Below are 19386 nucleotides of genomic sequence, written 5' to 3'. Positions count from 1 at the left end.
TCTTTCGGCCCTGCAAAACGCTTTGGCGCAGTGGCAGTGCACCGTGATGCACTGCGGCAACGAATGGCCGTTTGAGGGGTTGGCGTGACGAAGCCGGGGAGTACAATCCGCCCTCATTGTGCAATGCACGATTTTTTGAGCGGCCACCCCTCTGGCCGATTTCCAAGTTCATGAGTCAAGCTCTAACAGCAACCGGGTCGCCCCAGACCAACGTGAACCTGCGCGCCATGGTGATCGGCGCCGTCGGTGTAGTGTTCGGAGACATCGGCACCAGCCCGCTGTATTCGCTCAAGGAATGCTTCAGCCCCGATCACGGCATTCCGTTCTCCAGTGCCGCGGTGCTCGGCATCATTTCCATGCTGTTCTGGGCGATGGTGATTGTGGTGTCGCTCAAGTACGTGCTGTTCGTCATGCGCGCAGACAACAACGGCGAGGGCGGCATCCTCGCGCTCATGGCACTGTCGCTGCGTACGGCCAATACCGATTCGAAGCGCATGTCGCTGCTGATGATGCTCGGCGTCTTCGGCGCGTGCATGTTTTACGGCGACGCGGTCATCACGCCGGCCATCTCTGTGCTCTCTGCCATGGAGGGCCTCGAGATCGCCGCGCCAGCGCTGTCGCCGTTTGTGCTCCCGATCACGATCGTGATCCTGGTCGCGCTGTTCCTGATCCAGCGCAGCGGCACGTCGGTGGTCGGCAAGTTGTTTGGCCCCGTGATGCTGCTGTGGTTTGCCGCGCTGGCAGCGCTGGGCATGATGAATCTGGTGAAGGCACCGCAAATTATGGTGGCCGTCAACCCGATGTATGCGATCTCGTTCCTGCACGACCACGCGCTGCAAGCGTTCATCGTGCTGGGTTCGGTGTTCCTCGTGTTGACCGGCGCCGAAGCGCTGTACGCCGACATGGGCCATTTTGGCGCGCGTCCCATCCGCTGGGCGTGGTTTTTTATCGTGGCGCCGAGCCTGCTGCTCAACTATTTCGGCCAGGGCGCGATGCTGCTGACCGACCCGAGCACCATCGAAAATCCGTTCTACCGTTCGATGCCGGAAGCGCTGCAACTGCCCATGGTGGTGCTGGCTGCGGCGGCTACCGTCATCGCCTCGCAGGCGGTGATTTCGGGCGCTTTTTCGCTGACGAGTCAGGCGATTCAACTGGGCTTTGTGCCCCGCATGCGCATTCGCTACACGTCGGAAGCAGAAATTGGCCAGATCTACGTGCCGATGGTCAACTGGATGCTCCTGATCCTGGTGGTGAGCGTGGTGCTGGCGTTCAAGAAGTCGGACAACCTGGCCGCTGCTTACGGCATTGCCGTGACGACCACGATGGTCATTACCACGGTGCTCGCGGCGGTGGTGATGCGCTCGGTCTGGCGTTGGCACCCGGCGCTGGTCACGCTCGTGAGCGCGTGCTTTCTGGTGGTCGACATGGCGTTCTTCGCGGCCAACCTCTTGAAGATCCGCGATGGCGGCTGGTTCCCGTTGACGCTGGGTGGCGCCGTGTTCTTCCTGCTGATGACCTGGTACAAGGGCAAAAAGCTGGTCCGCGCGCGCAGCCTGGAGGATGGCATCCCGCTTGAGCCATTCCTGGCAGGTCTGCTGGCGCATCCGCCGCATCGCGTGGAAGGTACTGCCGTGTTCCTGACCGGCAATACCGAATTCGTTCCGGTGTCCCTCCTGCATAACCTGAAACACAATCGCGTACTGCACGAGCGCGTGATCTTCATCAGCTTCGTCACGCGGGATATCCCGTACGTGGACGATAAGCACCGCGTGTCTGTGCGGGATCTGGGCAGTGGCATCTACATCGTCAAGGCGGAATACGGCTTCAAGGAAACGCCGGACGTGTACCGTGTGCTCGAACTCGGTCAGCCGCAGATCGGCTCGCGCTGTGAGCTGATGGATACGTCGTTCTTCATTGCGCGCGAGTCGGTGGTTCCCTCCAAGCTGCCGGGCATGTCTATGTGGCGCGAGCGGCTGTTTGCTTGGATGCATCAGAACGGCGCCAAGCCATCGGACTTCTTCCACATCCCCGCGAACCGCGTGGTGGAACTGGGCACCAAGGTCGAGATCTGATCGACCTGACTGCTGCATGACAAAACGGCCCGTGCGAGAGAGACGCACGGGCCGTTTTGTTTGCCGGGGCAGGGCCCCAATTACATCTTCGCAGCAGCGTGATTGCGTTCGCGGACTTCGTCGTTGCGGGCGTGCACGTCGTGGTTGCGGTCCTTGACGTCGTGTCGCAGGTCTTTGCGGTCGTGGTGAAGGTCGCGGCGCTCGGCGTTGACTTCGTGCTGCTCTTCGGCGCGCTTCTTGTTCCAGTATTCGGCGCCCTTGACGTTGCCATTGGCCAGGTCACGGTCTTCGCGACGTTGATCGGCGTTGCGTGCGGCGCGGTCGGCGTTCAGTGCGGCCTTGTCGGCGCCGATGTCCGCGCGATCACGGCGGATATCGCGGTTGTCGTGACGGATGTCACGGTTGTCCTGGCGGATCTGCTGATTGTCTTGCTGAACTTGCTGGACTGGCGTCGTCTGCGCGAAAGCGGCGGTACCGGCAATAGCAAGCAGGGCGGCAATCAGGGTGTGGCTCGTCTTCATGGCGTTTCTCCTCGTGGGTCCCAGGCGGTGTGCCTGTGTCTCCTTAACGGGCCGAAAAGACGGGTCGACGACGCACGAGTGTTAGCAAACATCCATGCGCGTAAGGACTTGTAACGGCCGCGCACGGCCATGAAAAAACCCGCCGGGTCGGAAAACTGGGCGGGTTCCGCTCAACAGAATGCGCACTAGCGCTTGAGCTTGGCGAACGCTTCTGCCATGGCGCCGGACGGTTCCGGCGCACGACGTTGCTGACCGCCGTGGCGACCGCCGCCGGTGCTCGGGCGATCACCGCCGCCGGTGCGTGCGGCCGTCTGACCGGGCTCATCCGATAGGCGCATCGTCAAGCCGATGCGGTTGCGCTTCACGTCAACCTCCATCACCTTGACCTTGACGATCTGGCCGGGCTTGACCACCTCATGCGGGTCGCGCACGAACTTGGTCGACAGCGCCGACACGTGTACCAGGCCGTCCTGATGCACGCCGATGTCGATGAAGGCGCCAAACGCCGCCACGTTCGTCACCACGCCTTCGAGCACCATGCCGGGCTGCAGGTCCTTGATGTCTTCCACGCCGTCCTGGAACGTCGCCGTCTTGAACTCGGGGCGCGGGTCGCGGCCGGGCTTCTCCAGTTCAGACAGGATGTCGACCACGGTGGGCAGGCCGAACTTCTCGTCGGTGAAGTCACGGGCGGCCAGGCCACGCAGTGCCTCGCGGTTGCCGAGTACGTCGCCGATGCCCTTCTTGATGCTGTCCAGAATGCGCTTGACGACCGGATACGCTTCCGGGTGCACCGAGGAGCGGTCGAGCGGATTGTCGCCGTCATTGATGCGCAGGAAGCCGGCGGCCTGCTCGAAGGTCTTGTCGCCCAGGCGCGGCACTTTCTTGAGCGCATCGCGGTTGGGGAACGCGCCGTTGGCATCGCGGTACTCGACGATGTTTTTGGCGAGGATCGAATTCAGGCCGGATACACGCGCCAGCAGAGGGGCAGAGGCCGTGTTCACATCCACGCCGACCGCGTTCACGCAATCCTCGACGATGGCGTCCAGCGCGCGGGCCAGCTCGCGCTGGTTCACGTCATGCTGATACTGGCCGACGCCGATCGACTTCGGGTCGATCTTCACGAGTTCCGCCAGCGGGTCCTGCAGGCGTCGTGCGATCGACACCGCCCCTCGCAGCGACACGTCCAGTTCCGGGAATTCCTTGGCGGCCAATTCCGATGCCGAATACACCGACGCGCCAGCTTCGCTCACCACGATCTTGGTCAGCTTCAGCTCCGGCGCGTTGCGCATCAGGTCTTGCACTAATTTGTCGGTCTCACGGCTTGCCGTGCCGTTGCCGATGGAGACCAATGCCACCCCATGCTGTTTCGCCAGCCGCGCGAGCGTGGCCAGCGAGCCGTTCCAGTCGCGGCGCGGCTCATGCGGATAAATGGTGGCCGTCTCCAGCAGCTTGCCGGTGTGGTCGACCACGGCCACCTTGCAACCGGTGCGGATGCCGGGGTCGATGCCCATTACGGCCTTCGGCCCAGCCGGTGCCGCCAGCAGCAGATCGTGCAGATTGCGGCCAAAGATTTTGATGGCTTCGGCCTCGGCAGACTCACGCAGTTGCGTGAGCAGTTCGGTTTCGATATGCGGTTGCACCTTGACGCGCCAGCACCAGCGGCACACGTCCGACAGCCACTTGTCAGCCGCGCGGCCCTTGTTTTCGATGCCGACATGGCGCGCGATCATGATCTCGCACGGGTGCGGGCTCAGGGCATCCTGTTCTTCGCCCAATCCGAGTTTGACAAACAGCACGCCGGCGTTGCGGCCCCGGAACAGGGCCAGCGCGCGGTGCGAGGGCACGTTGCGGATCGGCTCGCTGTACGCGTAGTAATCGCGGAATTTTTCTTCTTCGGCAGTTTCCTTGCCTTCCACCACGGTCGACGACACCTGGCCTTGGTTCCAGAGGTGGTCGCGCACCTTGCCAAGCAGCTCCGCCGTCTCGCCAAACTGCTCGGAGAGGATGTCGCGCGCGCCGTCCAGCGCTGCCTTCACGTCCGGCACACCGCCATCGGCGGTCGGGTTGCCGTTGACGAACTTGGCGGCTTCGGTTTGCGGATCAAGCGTGGGGTCGGCCAGCAGCGCCTGGGCGAGCGGCTCCAGGCCGCATTCGCGGGCAATCTGGGCGCGCGTGCGGCGCTTGGGCTTGTAGGGCAGGTAGAGGTCTTCCAGCACCTGCTTGGTCTCGGCCGCCTCGATGGCGGTGCGCAGGGCGTCCGTCAGCTTGCCTTGCTCTTCAATGGAGGCGAGGATGGCCGCGCGGCGGTCTTCCAGTTCGCGCAGGTACAGCAGGCGCTCTTCCAGGTTGCGCAGTTGCGTGTCGTCCAGGTTGTCAGTCACTTCCTTGCGGTACCGCGCGATGAACGGCACGGTGGCACCTTCGTCCAGGAGTTGGACGGCGGCGGCAACCTGCTGCGGCCGGACCGCCAATTCAATGGCGATGCGGGAGACGATCTTCTGCAACACGGAATCAGTCATTGCTTCCAGAGAGTGCGATGGAAAGCCGCGCATTTTGCCACAACGCCAACCCTGTTCCTGAGCGGAAATCCGTGGCCGCGCGGCGTTTGCCGCACAGGCGCGGTGATAAAATGCGCGCTATGCCTACGCTCCCGTCTTCTGCCCGTCGCCGCGCCGCCGCGCGCATCGCTACCCGCCTGGTTCTGCCGGTGTCCGTGCTCAGCGTCGCGCTGCTTGCCGCGCCCGCATGGAGTCAGTCGCAGCCGGCCTCTGTGCCAGCCGCTGCAGCGCCCGCCACTTCCCCCGATTTCGGCGCTGAGCACGATCGCATCAACAGCGCGAAATCCTGGGCCGAATATCGGTACGCCGAGGCGGAGCGCGCTTGCTACGACAAGTTCCTCGTTACGCGCTGCATCGACAAGGCCAAGGATGTGCGCCGCACAGAACTCCACACCATCCGCGAGCGCGAGCTTGCGCTGGACGAGGCCGAACGTGCCGACCGCGCTGCCCGACGCGACCAGGAGCGCGCCATCCGTGATGCGCAGTACAACGCCGAACGCCCGCAGCGCGAAGCCGCCGAGCAGAAGAATCGCTCTGAGTTTGAGAATAAGCAGGAGCAGCAGCGCCTGAATGAGGCGCAGCGCCAGGCCGAAGCGCCGCAGCGTGCGGCCAACGCGCAGGCCGCAACCAAGAAGCAGGCAGATTACGACGCCAGGCTGAAAGCCGCGCAGGAGCAGGGCGCAGCCAATGCCGCCAAGCGTGCGGAAAGCGCCAAGCAATTCCAGGAAAAGCAGCAAGACGCGGCCAAGCGCCAGAAGGAATTGGACGAGCGCCGCGAACAAACCAAGCGCCGCAACCAGCAAAACCAGAACAACACCAGTCCGCTGGGGTTCTAAACTTCAGCCAAGGCCGGGTTTCCGGGAGGAAAGCGATGGACAGCGATCTGAATACGATCTCGCGTCGCATCATTGAATTGCAGATCGAGCACCGCGATCTGGATTTCCTGATCGACCGGCTGGCGACGACCGCCAATCACGACGAGTTGCAGTTGCGCCGCCTCAAGAAACGCCGCCTGAAACTCAAGGACACCATCACCCTGCTACAGTTGCAGCTTGAGCCGGACGTGCCGGCTTAGCGCCTACCCACAGTTGGTTCGATTTCATCCTGAGAGGCCGCAATCACGTGCGGCCTCCGTCATTTGATCCCACGGATTCCGCGTTGACTTCGCTTTCCCCGCTGGCCGAGCCGTCGGCTGACTCCGACACCGCTGCCGGCGACGTTTCGGCTCCCGCCGCTTCTCTACCTGCCGATGCGCATCATGCCGAGCTGGCGACGCTGTTCGCCGACGACGGCACGCTGGCCAAAGGTATCGAGGGGTACCGGCCCCGCAGCGCGCAGCTGACGATGGCGCAGGCCGTTGCGAACGCCATCGAAGCCGCCGATTCGATCATCGTCGAGGCCGGCACGGGCACGGGCAAAACCTACGCTTACCTTGTTCCCGCGATGCTGTGGGGCGGCAAGGTGATCGTCTCCACTGGGACGAAGAACCTGCAGGATCAGCTTTTCCTGCGTGACATCCCGACGGTGCGCAAGGCGCTGAATGCACCGGTGTCGGTGGCGCTGCTCAAGGGGCGCGCCAACTACGTCTGCCATTACCACGTCGAGCGCACGTCACAGAACGGGCGTCTTTCTTCGCGCCAGGACGCCGCATGGCTGCGCCAGATCAACCTGTTTCTGAAGACGACGAAAACGGGAGACAAGGCCGAACTTGCCAGCGTCCCCGAGAACGCGCCGGTGTGGAACTTGGTGACTTCCACGCGCGACAACTGCCTCGGTTCGGACTGCGCCTACTACAAAGACTGCTTTGTCATGCGCGCCCGCAAGGAGGCGCAGCAGGCCGACGTGGTCGTGGTGAACCATCACCTGTTCTTCGCGGACGTGATGTTGAAGGACACCGGCATGGCGGAGCTGCTGCCTGCTGCCAACACGATCATCTTCGACGAAGCGCACCAGCTGCCAGAAACGGCCACGTTGTTCTTTGGCGAGACCATCTCGACGAACCAGATTCTCGAACTCGCGCGCGACAGCGTGGCCGAAGGCCTTTCGCACGCCCGCGACGCGGTGGATTGGGTCGCGATTGCCGCACCGCTTGAGCGTGCCGCACGTGATTTGCGCCTCGTCTTCCGGCAAGACGGCTCACGCCTGTCGATCAAGCAGATCGACAACGACGCGGCGCTCGCCAAGCCGTTCTACGAGGTACTGCCGAAGCTCGAGCAGGCGCTCTCCGACTTTACCGGCGCGCTGGAGGCCCAGGCGGAACGCGCGGAGACCATCGAGCAATGCCATCGCCGGGCCGTGGCGCTGTGCGAGAAGCTTGAGGCGTGGGTCGATCCCAAGCCGCCAAAGGCGCCAAAGAAGGAAGGTGACGACGAGGGCAAGGAGGGCGAAAGCGCGGCGCCTGTCGACGAACGCGTGCGCTGGGTCGAGGTATTCGCCAACTCCGTGCAATTGCATCTGACGCCATTGTCGATCGCGCCGATTTTTTCGCGCCAGCGTGCCGGCCAGCCGCGCGCGTGGGTTTTCACCTCGGCTACGCTGTCGGTGCGCGGGAACTTCACGCACTATGCCGCGCAGTTGGGCCTGGATCGTGATCGATCGATGACGCTCGACAGCCCGTTCGACTATGCATCGCAAGGCTTGCTCTATGTGCCGCGCGACTTGCCGCAGCCGAGCGACCCGCGCTTTACCGATGCGGTACTCGACGCAACCTTGCCGCTGATCGAAGCGGCGGGCGGCAAGACCTTCCTGCTATGCACGACGCTGCGTGCCGTGAATCGCGCCGCCGAACGACTGACGGACGAATTCGCGCAACGCGGCTGGGATTTCCCGCTGCTCGTGCAAGGACAGGCCAGCCGGACGGAACTGCTAGACCGTTTCCGCGCGCTCGGCAATGCCGTGCTGATCGGAAGCCAGAGTTTCTGGGAAGGGGTGGACGTACGCGGCGAGGCGCTCTCGCTGGTCGTCATCGACAAGTTGCCGTTTGCCCCACCCGATGACCCAGTGCTCAGTGCCCGCATGGAGGCGTTGGAGAAAAAGGGGCTGAGCCCGTTTGCCGTCCACCAGTTGCCGCATGCGGTCATTACCCTCAAGCAGGGCGCAGGGCGGTTGATTCGGTCCGAGACTGATCGGGGTGTGCTGATGATCTGCGACCCGCGGCTGGTCGAGAAAAACTACGGTCGCCAGATCTGGCAGAGCCTGCCGCCGTTCAAGCGTACGCGCGAAGCCGAGACAGCGGCCGAATTCCTGCGGTCCCTGCGGCCGGATCCCGACGTTCCGCAGCCGACCGAAGCGGATGACTAATATCCGCACGAACAAACAAAAAGCCCGGCCAATCGACCGGGCTTTTTTCTGTGCTGCTCAAGCGCTGCTTACCACCATTGGTACCAGGGCTTGTCTTTCTTGCGCTGACCGTAGGCGAGGAAATCGCTCTTCGGGTAATTCTGCTTGATGATGCGTTCGGTGTCGTCCCGCATGTCTTTCATGCCCAGCGCTTCGTACGACTTCATCATGATGTACAGCGCTTCTTCCACTGCCGGGGCGCGGTCGTAATCCTTGATGGCGTCCTGCGCGCGGTTGACGGCAGCCAGGTAGGCGCCGCGGCGATAGTAGTAGCGTGCGGCGCCCACTTCATGCTCGGCCATCGCGTTGACGATGTATTGCATGCGCTGGGTGGCGTCCGGCGTGTACTTGCTGTTCGGGAAACGCGTGATCAGCGTCTTGAAGGCGTCGTAGGCGGCACGTGCGGCCTTCGGGTCGCGCTCGCTCAAGTCCTGGTTCGAGAAGCGGCCGAGCCAGCCCAGGTTGTCGTTGAAGTTGATCAGGCCCTTGAGGTAATAGGCGTAATCGACGCTGGGGTGATTCGGGTGCAGCTGGATGAAGCGATCCACCGCGGCCAGCGCGGCAGCCGTCTCGCCATCCTTATAGTTGGCGTAGGCGGTTTCGATCTGGGCTTGCTGGGCGTACGGGCCGAACGGATAGCGGCTTTCGAGCTTTTCGTAGTACTTGACCGCCTTGGCGTAGTCGCCGCCGTCGAGCGAGTCCTTCGCTTCCGAATATAATTTGTTGGCTGACCAGCCAGCCGTTTCGTCTTGCTGTTCCGGCAGGATGCCGCAGGCCGAGATAGCCAGGCATGCAACGCCTGCCACCAACACTGCTCCGATTTGCGCGCGGATTCGATTGCCGACTCGACTAACAATACGCGCCTGCTTTACGCTCGTGACCGACATGGGCACCTTTTCTGAATGAAAAATCGCATCAAGCATTATAGCCCAAGCCCTGTGTCAGACGACGCACTGGCTGACGTTTCCCTCACTGCGGCGGAGACGGAAGACGCCCTCGATGATGAGGCGCTCGATTTGCCTGCCGCCGGTGCGGCCCAGGCAGCCGAGCCGATCATCGTAGAGATTCCTGAAGCCATGCACGGCGAGCGCCTGGACAAGGCGCTTGCCAAGCTGCTGCCCGACTATTCGCGTAGTCGCCTTCAACAATGGATTGATGCCGGCGCGGTTCGCCTGCATGGAGAGGTGGTGCGCCCGCGTGCGGCCATCTCCGGCGGCGACCGCATCGAAGTCGTGCCGCAACGCGCGGCGGACGAAAACGCTTTCGTTGCCGAGCCCATCGATCTTGATGTGGTGTACGAAGACGACACGCTGCTCGTCATCAACAAGCCAGCCGGGCTGGTGGTGCATCCGGCTGCGGGCAACTGGAGCGGCACGGTGCTCAATGGCTTGCTGCACCGCTATCCGGACGCCGTGGAGCTGCCGCGCGCCGGCATCGTCCACCGCCTCGACAAGGACACTTCCGGCCTGATGGTGGTCGCTCGTACGTTGCCAGCGCAAACCGATCTCGTGCGGCAATTGCAGGCACGTACCGTCAAGCGGACTTATCTCGCGCTGGTGTGGGGCGAGACACCGGAAGAGGCCACGATCGACGCGCCGATCGGCCGCGACCCGCGCGACCGCACGCGCATGGCCATCATTGAGACGGCGAGCGGCAAGCCGGCGCGCACGCATTTCAAGACGCTTGACGTGGTGGACCTCGGGCGCGCACAGGTGTCGCTGGTGCGCTGCCAGCTTGAGACCGGCCGCACCCACCAGATCCGGGTGCACTTTGAATCGGAGGGGCATCCGTTGCTTGGTGATCCGGTCTACACGCGTAACTTCCGACGTGGTCAGCCGCAGACGATCAAGGCGCCGCTGCCTGTGCCTTTTGCGCGGCAGGCGTTGCACGCGGTTCGCCTGGGGCTCGTGCATCCCGCCTCGGGCAAAGCGGTGCATTGGGAAGCCAGCGTGCCTGATGACTTTGCCGATCTGCTGGAAGCCCTCGACCTGGATCCCGATGCCGACATCAACTGACTGGATCGTCCCGGACTGGCCAGCGCATCCGCATGTGAAAGCGCTGGCCACGACCCGCTTCGGTGGCATCAGCACCGGGCCCTACGGATTGGCTGGCGGCTTGCCCGGCGGTCTGAACCTTGGCCAGCATGTCGGTGATGCCCCAGAGGCGGTCGAACAAAACCGCCGCATCCTGCGTGCAGCACTACCTGCCGAGCCGACGTGGATGGATCAGGTGCACGGCACCGGCGTGGCGGATCTGGATCAACTTGTCGGCACGTCTGCGCCTGTGGTTGCCGATGCGGCGGTGGCGTCTTGGCGGGATCGCGTCTGCGTGGTCATGACGGCCGATTGCCTACCTGTCTTGCTGAGCGATGCTCGCGGCGTAACCGTGGGTGCAGCGCACGCGGGCTGGCGGGGTCTGTGCGGAGGCGTGATCGAACGCACGCTCGACGCCATGATGCAGCGCTTGCGTGCCAGCGGCCAGGAAGCCGATCCGACGTGGCTGGCATGGCTGGGCCCGGCCATCGGGCCATCGTGCTTTGAAGTCGGTGCAGAAGTTCGCCAAGCCTTTATTGACGCCGCGGAGCCCGGTGAATTGCCGGCCACCGAAGCGGCATTTGTGAGGGGCGCATCTGCCGGCAAGTTCTTCGCCGATCTGTATGCGTTGGCCCGACTGCGGCTGGCACGCGCCGGCTGTACCGACGTGTACGGCGGCGGCCTGTGCACGATGACTGACGCCGAGCGCTTCTATTCGTACCGCCGGGAGCGCACCACGGGCCGCATGGCTACGCTGATCTGGCGCGCAGAGTGAGCGTTCAGGCGGCGCCGTCGCCGGTGTCGTTGCTCAGTGTGGGACTGGTGTCTGTCTTGCCTTGAGCGGCTTCCTGGGCTTTCCGTCGCCGTCGGCGTGCCGGTGTGCCGACAATCCACAAAAACAGCCATAGCGGCGCCACGCCGTAGAAGACGAAGGTGCCGATGCCGGCAATCCAAGATTGCTCAGTCAAGGACATCATCAACACGACGTAGAGCCAGGCGATGGCGACGATATACATGGGAGAAAGCGGTGCCCGGCGTTTGCGCAATGTGGCAGTCTCGCATGAAATTGCGCAAATTGGACCAGAGCCCCGGCGCCGCACTTAGCCATTTGGTCGGTGCCGCTTTTGTTCAGCGCGTCATAAACCGCGCTGGGCGGGCGTTTCCAGGCGATCGTCAGGTAACTCCGATTGACAGCCTTGAAACGGCAAGGCAACAATGCCCCGCAATACTACGAGTTGCGCCGCCGTTCCAACCGGAGCGACGCACATCGTCGGATCGAGGGCACTATGGCATCGCGTCAATCGACATCATCCAAAGCATCTAGCGCCCACACCCAAGCTCCCTGGCAGGGCTTGTCGGACCCTACGCAGTGGGCTGAGCAATTCAAGCAATGGCAAGCCTTCGCGGGTGGCCTCGCGCAACCCGGTACTGCGGCGCCCGGCCTTGGCCAATTCAACGGTGCAGCGACGGGCGAAGGCGCGGCTCCTTTCGCGCTGATCCCGCACGAGCGGCTGGCGGAAATCCAGCAGAAATATCTCGAAGAGTGGCTCCAGATCTGGCGTCACATGAGCACCGGCGAAAGCGCCGAGGCCGTGGCGCCGTCGGATCGCCGTTTCTCGAACGATGCGTGGCGCAAGAGCCCGCTCTACGGCTACGCGGCTGCGTTCTACGTGCTCAACGCCCGCACGTTGATGGAAATGGCTGACGCCGTGCAGGCTGACGCCAAGACCCGCGAGCGCGTGCGTTTTGCCGTGTCGCAATGGACGGCCGCCATGTCGCCGTCCAACTTCCTGGCAACCAACCCTGAAGCACAGAAGCAGTTGATTGAGTCGCGTGGTGAATCGCTGCGCACCGGCATCCTGAACATGCTGCAGGACATGGAGCGCGGAAAGATCTCGCAGACCGACGAGACCGCGTTCGAGATCGGCCGCAACGTCGCCAACAGCGAAGGCGCCGTCGTCTTCGAAAACGACTACTTTCAGCTCATCCAGTACAAGCCGCTGACGACCAAGGTGCATGCGCGCCCGCTGCTGCTGGTGCCGCCTTGCATCAACAAGTACTACATCCTCGATCTGCAGCCGGCCAATTCGCTCGTGCGCTACGCGGTAGAGCAGGGCAATACGGTGTTCCTGGTGTCGTGGCGCAATCCAGACGCGAGCATGGCGTCCCGCACGTGGGACGACTACATCGAAGGCGGCGCGATCGAGGCCATTCGTGTCGCGCGCGAGATCTCAGCGCAGGACCAGATCAATGTGCTGGGCTTTTGCGTGGGCGGAACGATCCTGTCGACTGCGCTGGCGGTGCTTGCTGAACGCGGCGAGCACCCTGCGGCAAGCCTGACCCTGCTGACGACGCTGCTGGACTTTACGGACACCGGCATTCTCGACGTCTTCGTCGATCAAGCCCAGGTGGAAATGCGGGAGAAGACGATTGGCCCCAATGCGCCGACCGGCCCGGGCCTGCTGCGTGGCGTGGAACTGGCAAACACGTTCTCGTTCCTGCGCCCGAACGATCTCGTCTGGAACTACGTTGTCGAAAACTATCTGAAAGGCAAGACGCCCGCGCCGTTCGACCTGCTGTATTGGAATGGCGATTCGACCAATTTGCCGGGTCCATGGTACTGCTGGTACCTGCGCCATACGTATCTGCAGAATGACCTCAAGACGCCGGGCAAGCTGAAGGTGAACGGCACGCCGGTGGATCTCGGCAAGATTGATGCGCCGGTCTACATCTACGGTTCGCGTGAAGACCACATCGTCCCTTGGAAGTCGGCCTATGGCTCGGTGCCGCTGCTCAAGGGCAAGCGGCGCTTCGTGTTGGGTGCCTCCGGCCATATCGCAGGCGTGATCAACCCGCCTGCGGCCAACAAGCGTTCGCACTGGATCAATGCCAAGCTGCCTGAGTCCGCCGATGCGTGGTTCGAGGGTGCGAAGGAGCATCCGGGCAGCTGGTGGCCGGATTGGTCAACTTGGCTCGCGTCACATGCCGGTGCGCAGAAAGCTGCACCCAAGGGTTATGGCAATGCGAACTACCCGGCCATCGAGCCGGCACCTGGCCGCTACGTCAAACAGAAAGCGTAAGATCGCGCGCATGAACCCCCGTTGCCGTCGCGGCTTCGGCCGCTGACGGTGTCCAACGACCCCTCTTTCGACAGTGGAAGGTAAGCAAATGACCGATGTTGTGATCGTATCGGCGGTACGCACCGCCGTGGGCAAGTTTGGTGGCTCGCTGGCGAAGATTGCTGCGCCTGAGCTGGGCGCGGCTGTCATCCGCGAAGCGCTGGCGCGTGCCAAGGTGGCGCCGGACCAGGTGAGCGAAGTCATCATGGGCCAGGTGCTGACGGCAGGTTCGGGGCAGAACCCGGCGCGCCAGGCCGTCATCAAGGCTGGGCTGCCGAACATGGTGCCGGGCCTGACTATCAACAAGGTGTGCGGCTCCGGCCTGAAGGCCGTGATGCTGGCCGCCAACGCCATCATCGCGGGCGATGCCGAGATCGTCGTGGCTGGCGGCCAGGAAAACATGTCCGCCGCGCCGCACGTCCTGCCGGGCTCGCGCGACGGTTTTCGCATGGGCGATGCCAAGCTCATCGACTCGATGATTGTGGATGGGCTGTGGGACGTCTACAACCAGTACCACATGGGCATCACGGCCGAGAACGTTGCCAAGGAATACGGCATCACGCGTGAAGCGCAGGACGAGTTTGCCGTGGCGTCGCAGAACAAGGCGGAAGCCGCGCAGAAGTCGGGCCGGTTCAATGACGAGATCGTTCCGATTCTGATCCCGCAGCGCAAGGGCGATCCGATTGCCTTTGCGCAGGATGAGTTCGTTCGCCATGGCGCCACGCTCGAGTCGATGGCTGGCCTGAAACCCGCCTTTGACAAGGCCGGCACAGTGACGGCGGCCAACGCCTCTGGCCTGAACGATGGCGCCGCCGCTGTCGTGGTGATGTCGGCCGCCAAGGCCAAGGAGCTGGGCTTGGCACCGCTGGCAACGATCCGTGCATACGCCAGCGCAGGCCTGGACCCGAAGGTCATGGGCATGGGGCCGGTGCCGGCCTCCAAACGCTGCCTGTCGCGCGCCGGCTGGTCGGTGGGCGACCTTGACCTGATGGAGATCAACGAGGCGTTTGCGGCCCAGGCACTGGCAGTGCATCAACAGATGGGCTGGGATACGTCCAAGATCAACGTCAATGGTGGTGCGATTGCGATCGGTCACCCGATCGGCGCGTCGGGCTGCCGCATCCTGGTCACGCTGCTGCACGAAATGCAGAAGCGCGATGCGAAGAAGGGCCTGGCCTCGCTGTGTATCGGCGGCGGCATGGGCGTGGCGCTGGCAGTTGAGCGTCCGTAATTTTTGCAGTGAGGTTGGCGTGACGCGGAACGAATGCCGCACACGCCAATCGGAGACACCTGAGCATCTGCCGCCCGGCAAGACGCAGGGCGGTTCTAACAACAAGGACTAGGAGTGGACATGACCAAACGCATCGCATACGTCACCGGTGGCATGGGCGGTATCGGAACGGCGATTTGCCAGCGCTTGGCGCGCGACGGCTTCACCGTTGTCGCAGGCTGCGGCCCGAACTCGCCGCGCAAGGCGAAATGGCTGGAACAACAGAAGGCGCTTGGTTTCGATTTCGTGCCGTCCGAAGGCAACGTCGGTGACTGGGAGTCGACCAAGGCTGCGTTCGACAAGGTGAAGGCCGAAGTCGGCGAGGTGGACGTCCTGATCAACAACGCCGGCATCACGCGCGACGTGGTCTTCCGCAAGATGACCCGCGCCGACTGGGATGCGGTGATCGACACCAACCTGACGTCGCTGTTCAACGTGACGAAGCAGGTCATCGACGGCATGGCGGATCGCGGCTGGGGCCGAATCATCAACATCTCGTCGGTGAATGGCCAGAAGGGCCAGTTTGGCCAGACCAACTACTCCACCGCCAAGGCCGGCCTGCACGGCTTCACGATGGCGCTGGCGCAGGAAGTCGCGACCAAGGGCGTGACGGTCAACACGGTGTCGCCGGGCTATATCGCGACCGACATGGTGAAGGCCATTCGTCAGGATGTGCTCGACAAGATCGTCAGCACGATTCCCGTCAAGCGCTTGGGCGAACCGACCGAGATTGCCTCGATCTGCGCATGGCTGGCATCTGAAGAATCCGGCTTCTCCACCGGGGCGGACTTCTCTCTCAACGGCGGCCTGCACATGGGCTGACGCCCCACGTCCATGCTGCGGCGATGCTGCAGCATGGGCGCAGCATTTTTTCCCCTGAATGGCGTGCATGCTGCGATGCTCGATTGCATTGCAGCAGGCACCTTGCATTTGCCGCGGACGGCGGTTCGAGTGCGTGAGCCGCATCAAAATGCTGCGGGTTTTTACCGGGGAAGGTCGCCTTTTCTTTGCAGGGCGATCCGCATAGAATCCAACCACGGAGGCGCTCCGCAGGGAGACACGGGGCGTCCGATCATAACCGGATGCATCTGCGCTGCTGTTGAATGCAGCATTCACGCGCAGATCGGAACAGCCGGGCAACCGCGTATTTTGCTGCATCGCTTGGTGCGGTCATTTCGCACTGCATCGGCTGCACCGCAGCAGCATCGCCAACACGGAAAGGCACGATGGCCACCAGCAAGAAGGGCACCGAACGGCTGATCAAGAAATATCCCAACCGCCGACTCTACGATACCCAGACCAGCACGTACATCACACTGGCAGACGTCAAGCAGCTCGTCATGGAGACCGAAGAGTTTCGCGTCGTCGATGCGAAATCCGGTGAGGACCTGACTCGCAGTATCCTGCTGCAGATCATTCTGGAAGAGGAAACAGGCGGTGTGCCGATGTTCTCCGGCGCGATGCTCGCGCAGATCATCCGTTTCTATGGAAACGCCATGCAGGGCATGATGGGCACGTACCTGGAAAAGAACATCCAGGCGTTTGTCGACATCCAGAGCAAGCTGGCCGAGAACTCGAAGGACCTGTACAGCGGCAACACGTTCAACCCCGACATGTGGTCGCAGTTCATGAACATGCAGGGGCCGATGATGCAAGGCATGATGAGCAACTACATCGAGCAGAGCAAAAACCTGTTCGTGCAGATGCAGGAGCAGATGCAGAGCCAGGCCAAGAACATGTTCGGGACGTTCCCGTTCAACCAGCCGCCCGAGAAGAAGTAAGTTCGGCGGGCTGGCAAAAAAAGGCGAATCGCGGGGCGGTTCGCCTTTTTTGTTGGGCGCACGCCGGAGAGGGCGGCAAGGTAAAATGTGGGTCCTTCAGGTGAGGTGTACGCCTCTCCGACGATCACGATCCCTCCCCGGTTTCCCCATGTTTGATGTCCGTCCCTGGCCAGCGTGCCGGCTGTCTTCCGTTTTGCCATGAGTCGGCTTTTTCTTGCCCCGATGGAGGGCGTTGCCGATTACGTCATGCGTGACGTGCTGACCCAAGCGGGCGGCTACGACGGATGCGTCTCGGAGTTCGTCCGCGTGACGGGCTCGTTGCTTCCCGCGCGAACGTACGAACGTGAGACGCCCGAGATTCGCAACGGTGGCTATACCGCCAGCGGCACGCCGATGACCATCCAGCTCCTCGGCAGCGATCCGGAATGGCTGGCCCGCAATGCGGCATACGCGGCAACCCTCACGCCGCATGGCATCGACCTCAACTTCGGCTGCCCCGCCAAGGTCGTGAACCGCCACGGCGGCGGTGCCATGCTGCTCGCCACGCCCGAAGTGCTGTACGACATCGTGCATGCCGTGCGGGCCGCAGTGCCGGCCAATATTTCGGTGACGGCCAAGATGCGGCTCGGTGTTTCCGATACGTCCCGCGCGATTGACTGTGCGACGGCGCTGGCGGAAGGCGGCGCCGAATCGCTCGTCGTGCATGCCCGCACGCGCGATCACGGCTACCGTCCGCCGGCCCACTGGGACTGGATCGCACGCATCGCCGACGCTGTGAGCATTCCCGTCACCGCCAACGGCGAAGTCTGGACCGTGGCCGACTGGGAGCGCTGCCGCGCCGTCAGCGGCTGTAGTGACGTGATGATCGGCCGTGGCGCCGTGTCCGACCCGTTCCTGGCCCAGCGCATCCGCGGCCAGATGGACGAGGCGCCGTCCGCGGCGGAGTGGCCGATCGTGCTCGGCTATCTCGCCGATTACCTGAAGAAGCTGCATGCGCGCATCTCACCCAAGCACGAACATGGCCGCGTCAAACTGTGGCTGAGCTATCTGAAGCGGACGTGGCCGCAGGCCGCAGAGCTGCACGATGCCATTCGCAGGCTGCAGGACGCGCTGGAAATCGAGCGCGTGATTGAACAGATGCAGCTTCGGCTTGGCCGCCCAGGCGCGGCGAACGGTTAAAATACGCAACCGCGCAGCACACCCCACGTGCGCAGCGCAAATCCTCTCCCACATCAGGTTGTTCCCATGTCCGACGTCAGTACCCAGAGCCCCAAGGTGGGGTTCGTCAGTCTCGGTTGTCCCAAGGCCTTGGTCGATTCCGAGCAGATCATCACCCAACTGCGTGCGGAGGGGTATGAGATTTCCGGCACGTACGGCGGGGCGGACCTGGTGGTCGTGAACACCTGCGGTTTCATCGACGAGGCCGTGCAGGAAAGCCTGGATGCGATTGGCGAGGCGCTGGCCGAGAACGGCAAGGTGATCGTGACCGGCTGCCTGGGTGCCAAAAAGGACGCTGCCGGCCAGGACATCATCACCAGCGTGCACCCGAAGGTGCTGGCTGTGACCGGGCCGCATGCGCTGGGCGAGGTGATGGAGGCAGTGCACACGCACCTACCCAAGCCGCACGACCCGTTCATTGACCTTGTGCCGCCACAGGGCATCAAGCTGACGCCCAAGCACTACGCGTATCTGAAGATTTCCGAGGGCTGCAACCACCGTTGCAGCTTCTGCATCATCCCGTCGATGCGCGGCGATCTTGTCTCGCGCCCGGTGGCAGAAGTGATGCTGGAGGCCGAAAACCTGCTGAAGGCCGGCGTGAAGGAGCTGCTTGTCATCTCGCAGGACACCAGCGCTTATGGGGTAGACGTCAAATTCCGCATGGGCTTCTGGAACGGTCGCCCGCTGAAGACGCGCATGACCGAGCTGGTGGGTGCGCTGGGTGAACTGGCGGCGCAGTACGGCGCCTGGGTACGCCTGCACTATGTCTACCCGTATCCGAGCGTGGATGAGGTGATGCCGCTGATGGCCGAGGGCAAGGTCCTTCCGTATCTGGACGTGCCGCTGCAACACGCCCACCCCGACGTGCTCAAGCGCATGAAGCGGCCGGCCAACGCCGAAAAAACGTTGGACCGCATCCGCGCCTGGCGCGAGGTGTGCCCGGAGCTGACCATCCGCAGCACGTTCATTGCCGGATTCCCGGGCGAGACGGAAGAGGAGTTCCAAACGCTGCTCGACTTCATTGCCGAGGCCGAGCTGGACCGCGTGGGCTGCTTCGCCTATTCCCCGGTGGAGGGCGCCACCGCCAACGACCTGCCGGGCGCATTGCCCGACGAGGTGCGGGAGGAGCGCCGCGCGCGCTTCATGGAAGTCGCCGAGCGCGTGTCCGCCCGCCGCTTGCAGCGCAAGGTCGGCAAGTCGCTGCGCGTGCTGGTGGATGAGGTCAATCAGGACGGTGGCATCGGCCGTTCGTCGGCGGATGCCCCGGAGATTGACGGCCTCGTCTATATCGCGCCGCCGTCGAAGCCTTACAAGCGCTATAAGGCGGGCGATTTCGTGTCGGTCAAGATTACCGGCGCGGACGGCCACGACCTGTGGGGCGAGGTCTGACCCACTTAGGTAGTCGTACCTAAATTTTGCGAACGGTCGTGCGTTTATACTGGCCGCCATCCAATTTCGATGGCTCAGGAGACAGC

General features: G+C 63.2%; 16 protein-coding genes. 12 read left to right on the top strand and 4 right to left on the bottom strand.

Going from position 1 to position 19386, the window contains the following annotated elements:
* The first annotated feature begins 170 nt into the window (after nt 1–170).
* Nucleotides 171–2072, top strand: coding sequence for a potassium transporter Kup (locus tag N5B55_RS08240; RefSeq protein ID WP_065856381.1), 1902 nt, complete (start codon nt 171–173; stop codon nt 2070–2072).
* An 80-nt stretch (nt 2073–2152) separates the two neighbouring features.
* Here N5B55_RS08240 and N5B55_RS08235 read toward each other — a convergent pair whose 3' ends face one another.
* Both N5B55_RS08235 and N5B55_RS08230 read right to left on the bottom strand, forming a co-directional pair.
* A complete protein-coding gene (locus N5B55_RS08235; RefSeq protein WP_065856379.1) occupies nt 2153–2593 on the bottom strand; it encodes a hypothetical protein in 441 nt (146 codons plus the stop codon).
* A 185-nt stretch (nt 2594–2778) separates the two neighbouring features.
* A complete protein-coding gene (locus N5B55_RS08230; protein ID WP_304539732.1) occupies nt 2779–5112 on the bottom strand; it encodes a Tex family protein in 2334 nt (777 codons plus the stop codon).
* Between the two features lie 110 nt (nt 5113–5222).
* Between N5B55_RS08230 and N5B55_RS08225 the strand changes: the two genes are divergently transcribed.
* From N5B55_RS08225 to N5B55_RS08215, 3 genes are all read left to right on the top strand, one after another.
* On the top strand, nt 5223–5987 hold the full coding sequence (locus N5B55_RS08225; RefSeq protein WP_304539731.1) for a hypothetical protein: 765 nt from the start codon (nt 5223–5225) through the stop codon (nt 5985–5987).
* 35 nt (nt 5988–6022) lie between these two features.
* Nucleotides 6023–6226, top strand: a complete 204-nt coding sequence (locus tag N5B55_RS08220) for a DUF465 domain-containing protein (RefSeq protein ID WP_004627116.1) — start codon at nt 6023–6025, stop codon at nt 6224–6226.
* Nucleotides 6227–6309: 83 nt separating this feature from the next.
* The gene (locus N5B55_RS08215) at nt 6310–8451 is read left to right on the top strand and encodes an ATP-dependent DNA helicase (RefSeq protein ID WP_304539730.1); all 2142 of its coding nucleotides are present in this window, start codon (nt 6310–6312) and stop codon (nt 8449–8451) included.
* Between the two features lie 68 nt (nt 8452–8519).
* Here the strand turns inward: N5B55_RS08215 and N5B55_RS08210 are convergent, their stop codons facing one another.
* Complete coding sequence (locus N5B55_RS08210) at nt 8520–9377, bottom strand: outer membrane protein assembly factor BamD (protein WP_012762087.1); 858 nt, start codon at nt 9375–9377, stop codon at nt 8520–8522.
* Between the two features lie 15 nt (nt 9378–9392).
* On the opposite strand from N5B55_RS08210, the gene N5B55_RS08205 reads away from it, so the two are divergent.
* Nucleotides 9393–10505: an RluA family pseudouridine synthase gene (locus tag N5B55_RS08205; RefSeq protein WP_304539729.1), complete on the top strand. Its 1113-nt coding sequence runs from the start codon at nt 9393–9395 to the stop codon at nt 10503–10505.
* A complete protein-coding gene (gene pgeF, locus N5B55_RS08200) occupies nt 10489–11298 on the top strand; it encodes a peptidoglycan editing factor PgeF (RefSeq protein ID WP_304539728.1) in 810 nt (269 codons plus the stop codon). Before N5B55_RS08205 ends, pgeF begins: the two co-directional genes overlap by 17 nt.
* A 4-nt stretch (nt 11299–11302) precedes the next feature.
* Here the strand turns inward: pgeF and N5B55_RS08195 are convergent, their stop codons facing one another.
* Entirely contained in the window at nt 11303–11539 is a 237-nt protein-coding gene (locus tag N5B55_RS08195) for a hypothetical protein (protein WP_154206886.1), read from the bottom strand.
* Nucleotides 11540–11809: 270 nt separating this feature from the next.
* Here N5B55_RS08195 and phaC point away from each other — a divergent pair, with 270 nt between their 5' ends.
* From phaC to rimO, 6 genes are all read left to right on the top strand, one after another.
* Nucleotides 11810–13603, top strand: coding sequence for a class I poly(R)-hydroxyalkanoic acid synthase (gene phaC / locus N5B55_RS08190; RefSeq protein ID WP_304539727.1), 1794 nt, complete (start codon nt 11810–11812; stop codon nt 13601–13603).
* A gap of 88 nt (nt 13604–13691) precedes the next feature.
* The gene (locus N5B55_RS08185) at nt 13692–14873 is read left to right on the top strand and encodes an acetyl-CoA C-acetyltransferase (RefSeq protein WP_178960183.1); all 1182 of its coding nucleotides are present in this window, start codon (nt 13692–13694) and stop codon (nt 14871–14873) included.
* A 120-nt stretch (nt 14874–14993) separates the two neighbouring features.
* Nucleotides 14994–15734, top strand: a complete 741-nt coding sequence (locus N5B55_RS08180) for a 3-ketoacyl-ACP reductase (RefSeq protein WP_009240759.1) — start codon at nt 14994–14996, stop codon at nt 15732–15734.
* A gap of 404 nt (nt 15735–16138) precedes the next feature.
* The gene (gene phaR / locus N5B55_RS08175) at nt 16139–16693 is read left to right on the top strand and encodes a polyhydroxyalkanoate synthesis repressor PhaR (RefSeq protein WP_004627096.1); all 555 of its coding nucleotides are present in this window, start codon (nt 16139–16141) and stop codon (nt 16691–16693) included.
* A gap of 198 nt (nt 16694–16891) precedes the next feature.
* The gene (locus tag N5B55_RS08170; protein WP_304539726.1) at nt 16892–17872 is read left to right on the top strand and encodes a tRNA dihydrouridine synthase; all 981 of its coding nucleotides are present in this window, start codon (nt 16892–16894) and stop codon (nt 17870–17872) included.
* A gap of 66 nt (nt 17873–17938) precedes the next feature.
* Complete coding sequence (gene rimO / locus N5B55_RS08165) at nt 17939–19300, top strand: 30S ribosomal protein S12 methylthiotransferase RimO (protein ID WP_012762080.1); 1362 nt, start codon at nt 17939–17941, stop codon at nt 19298–19300.
* Nucleotides 19301–19386: the final 86 nt, after the last annotated feature.

Source organism: Ralstonia pickettii, assembly GCF_030582395.1.
Taxonomy (GTDB): Bacteria; Pseudomonadota; Gammaproteobacteria; order Burkholderiales; family Burkholderiaceae; genus Ralstonia; species Ralstonia pickettii_D.
Note: the sequence above shows the minus strand (reverse complement) of the source record. Positions and strands in the feature narration are given on the sequence as shown.

What these genes read in the sequence shown, in the direction of transcription:
- rimO (WP_012762080.1), top strand. Translation starts at nt 17,939, where the DNA reads ATGTCCGACGTCAGTACCCAGAGCCCCAAGGTGGGGTTCGTCAGTCTC.
- N5B55_RS08220 (WP_004627116.1), top strand. Translation starts at nt 6,023, where the DNA reads ATGGACAGCGATCTGAATACGATCTCGCGTCGCATCATTGAATTGCAG.
- N5B55_RS08185 (WP_178960183.1), top strand. Translation starts at nt 13,692, where the DNA reads ATGACCGATGTTGTGATCGTATCGGCGGTACGCACCGCCGTGGGCAAG.
- phaR (WP_004627096.1), top strand. Translation starts at nt 16,139, where the DNA reads ATGGCCACCAGCAAGAAGGGCACCGAACGGCTGATCAAGAAATATCCC.
- N5B55_RS08180 (WP_009240759.1), top strand. Translation starts at nt 14,994, where the DNA reads ATGACCAAACGCATCGCATACGTCACCGGTGGCATGGGCGGTATCGGA.
- N5B55_RS08240 (WP_065856381.1), top strand. Translation starts at nt 171, where the DNA reads ATGAGTCAAGCTCTAACAGCAACCGGGTCGCCCCAGACCAACGTGAAC.
- pgeF (WP_304539728.1), top strand. Translation starts at nt 10,489, where the DNA reads ATGCCGACATCAACTGACTGGATCGTCCCGGACTGGCCAGCGCATCCG.
- N5B55_RS08230 (WP_304539732.1), bottom strand. Translation starts at nt 5,112, where the DNA reads ATGACTGATTCCGTGTTGCAGAAGATCGTCTCCCGCATCGCCATTGAA.
- N5B55_RS08170 (WP_304539726.1), top strand. Translation starts at nt 16,892, where the DNA reads ATGAGTCGGCTTTTTCTTGCCCCGATGGAGGGCGTTGCCGATTACGTC.
- N5B55_RS08235 (WP_065856379.1), bottom strand. Translation starts at nt 2,593, where the DNA reads ATGAAGACGAGCCACACCCTGATTGCCGCCCTGCTTGCTATTGCCGGT.
- N5B55_RS08205 (WP_304539729.1), top strand. Translation starts at nt 9,393, where the DNA reads ATGAAAAATCGCATCAAGCATTATAGCCCAAGCCCTGTGTCAGACGAC.
- N5B55_RS08210 (WP_012762087.1), bottom strand. Translation starts at nt 9,377, where the DNA reads ATGTCGGTCACGAGCGTAAAGCAGGCGCGTATTGTTAGTCGAGTCGGC.
- phaC (WP_304539727.1), top strand. Translation starts at nt 11,810, where the DNA reads ATGGCATCGCGTCAATCGACATCATCCAAAGCATCTAGCGCCCACACC.
- N5B55_RS08195 (WP_154206886.1), bottom strand. Translation starts at nt 11,539, where the DNA reads ATGTATATCGTCGCCATCGCCTGGCTCTACGTCGTGTTGATGATGTCC.
- N5B55_RS08225 (WP_304539731.1), top strand. Translation starts at nt 5,223, where the DNA reads ATGCGCGCTATGCCTACGCTCCCGTCTTCTGCCCGTCGCCGCGCCGCC.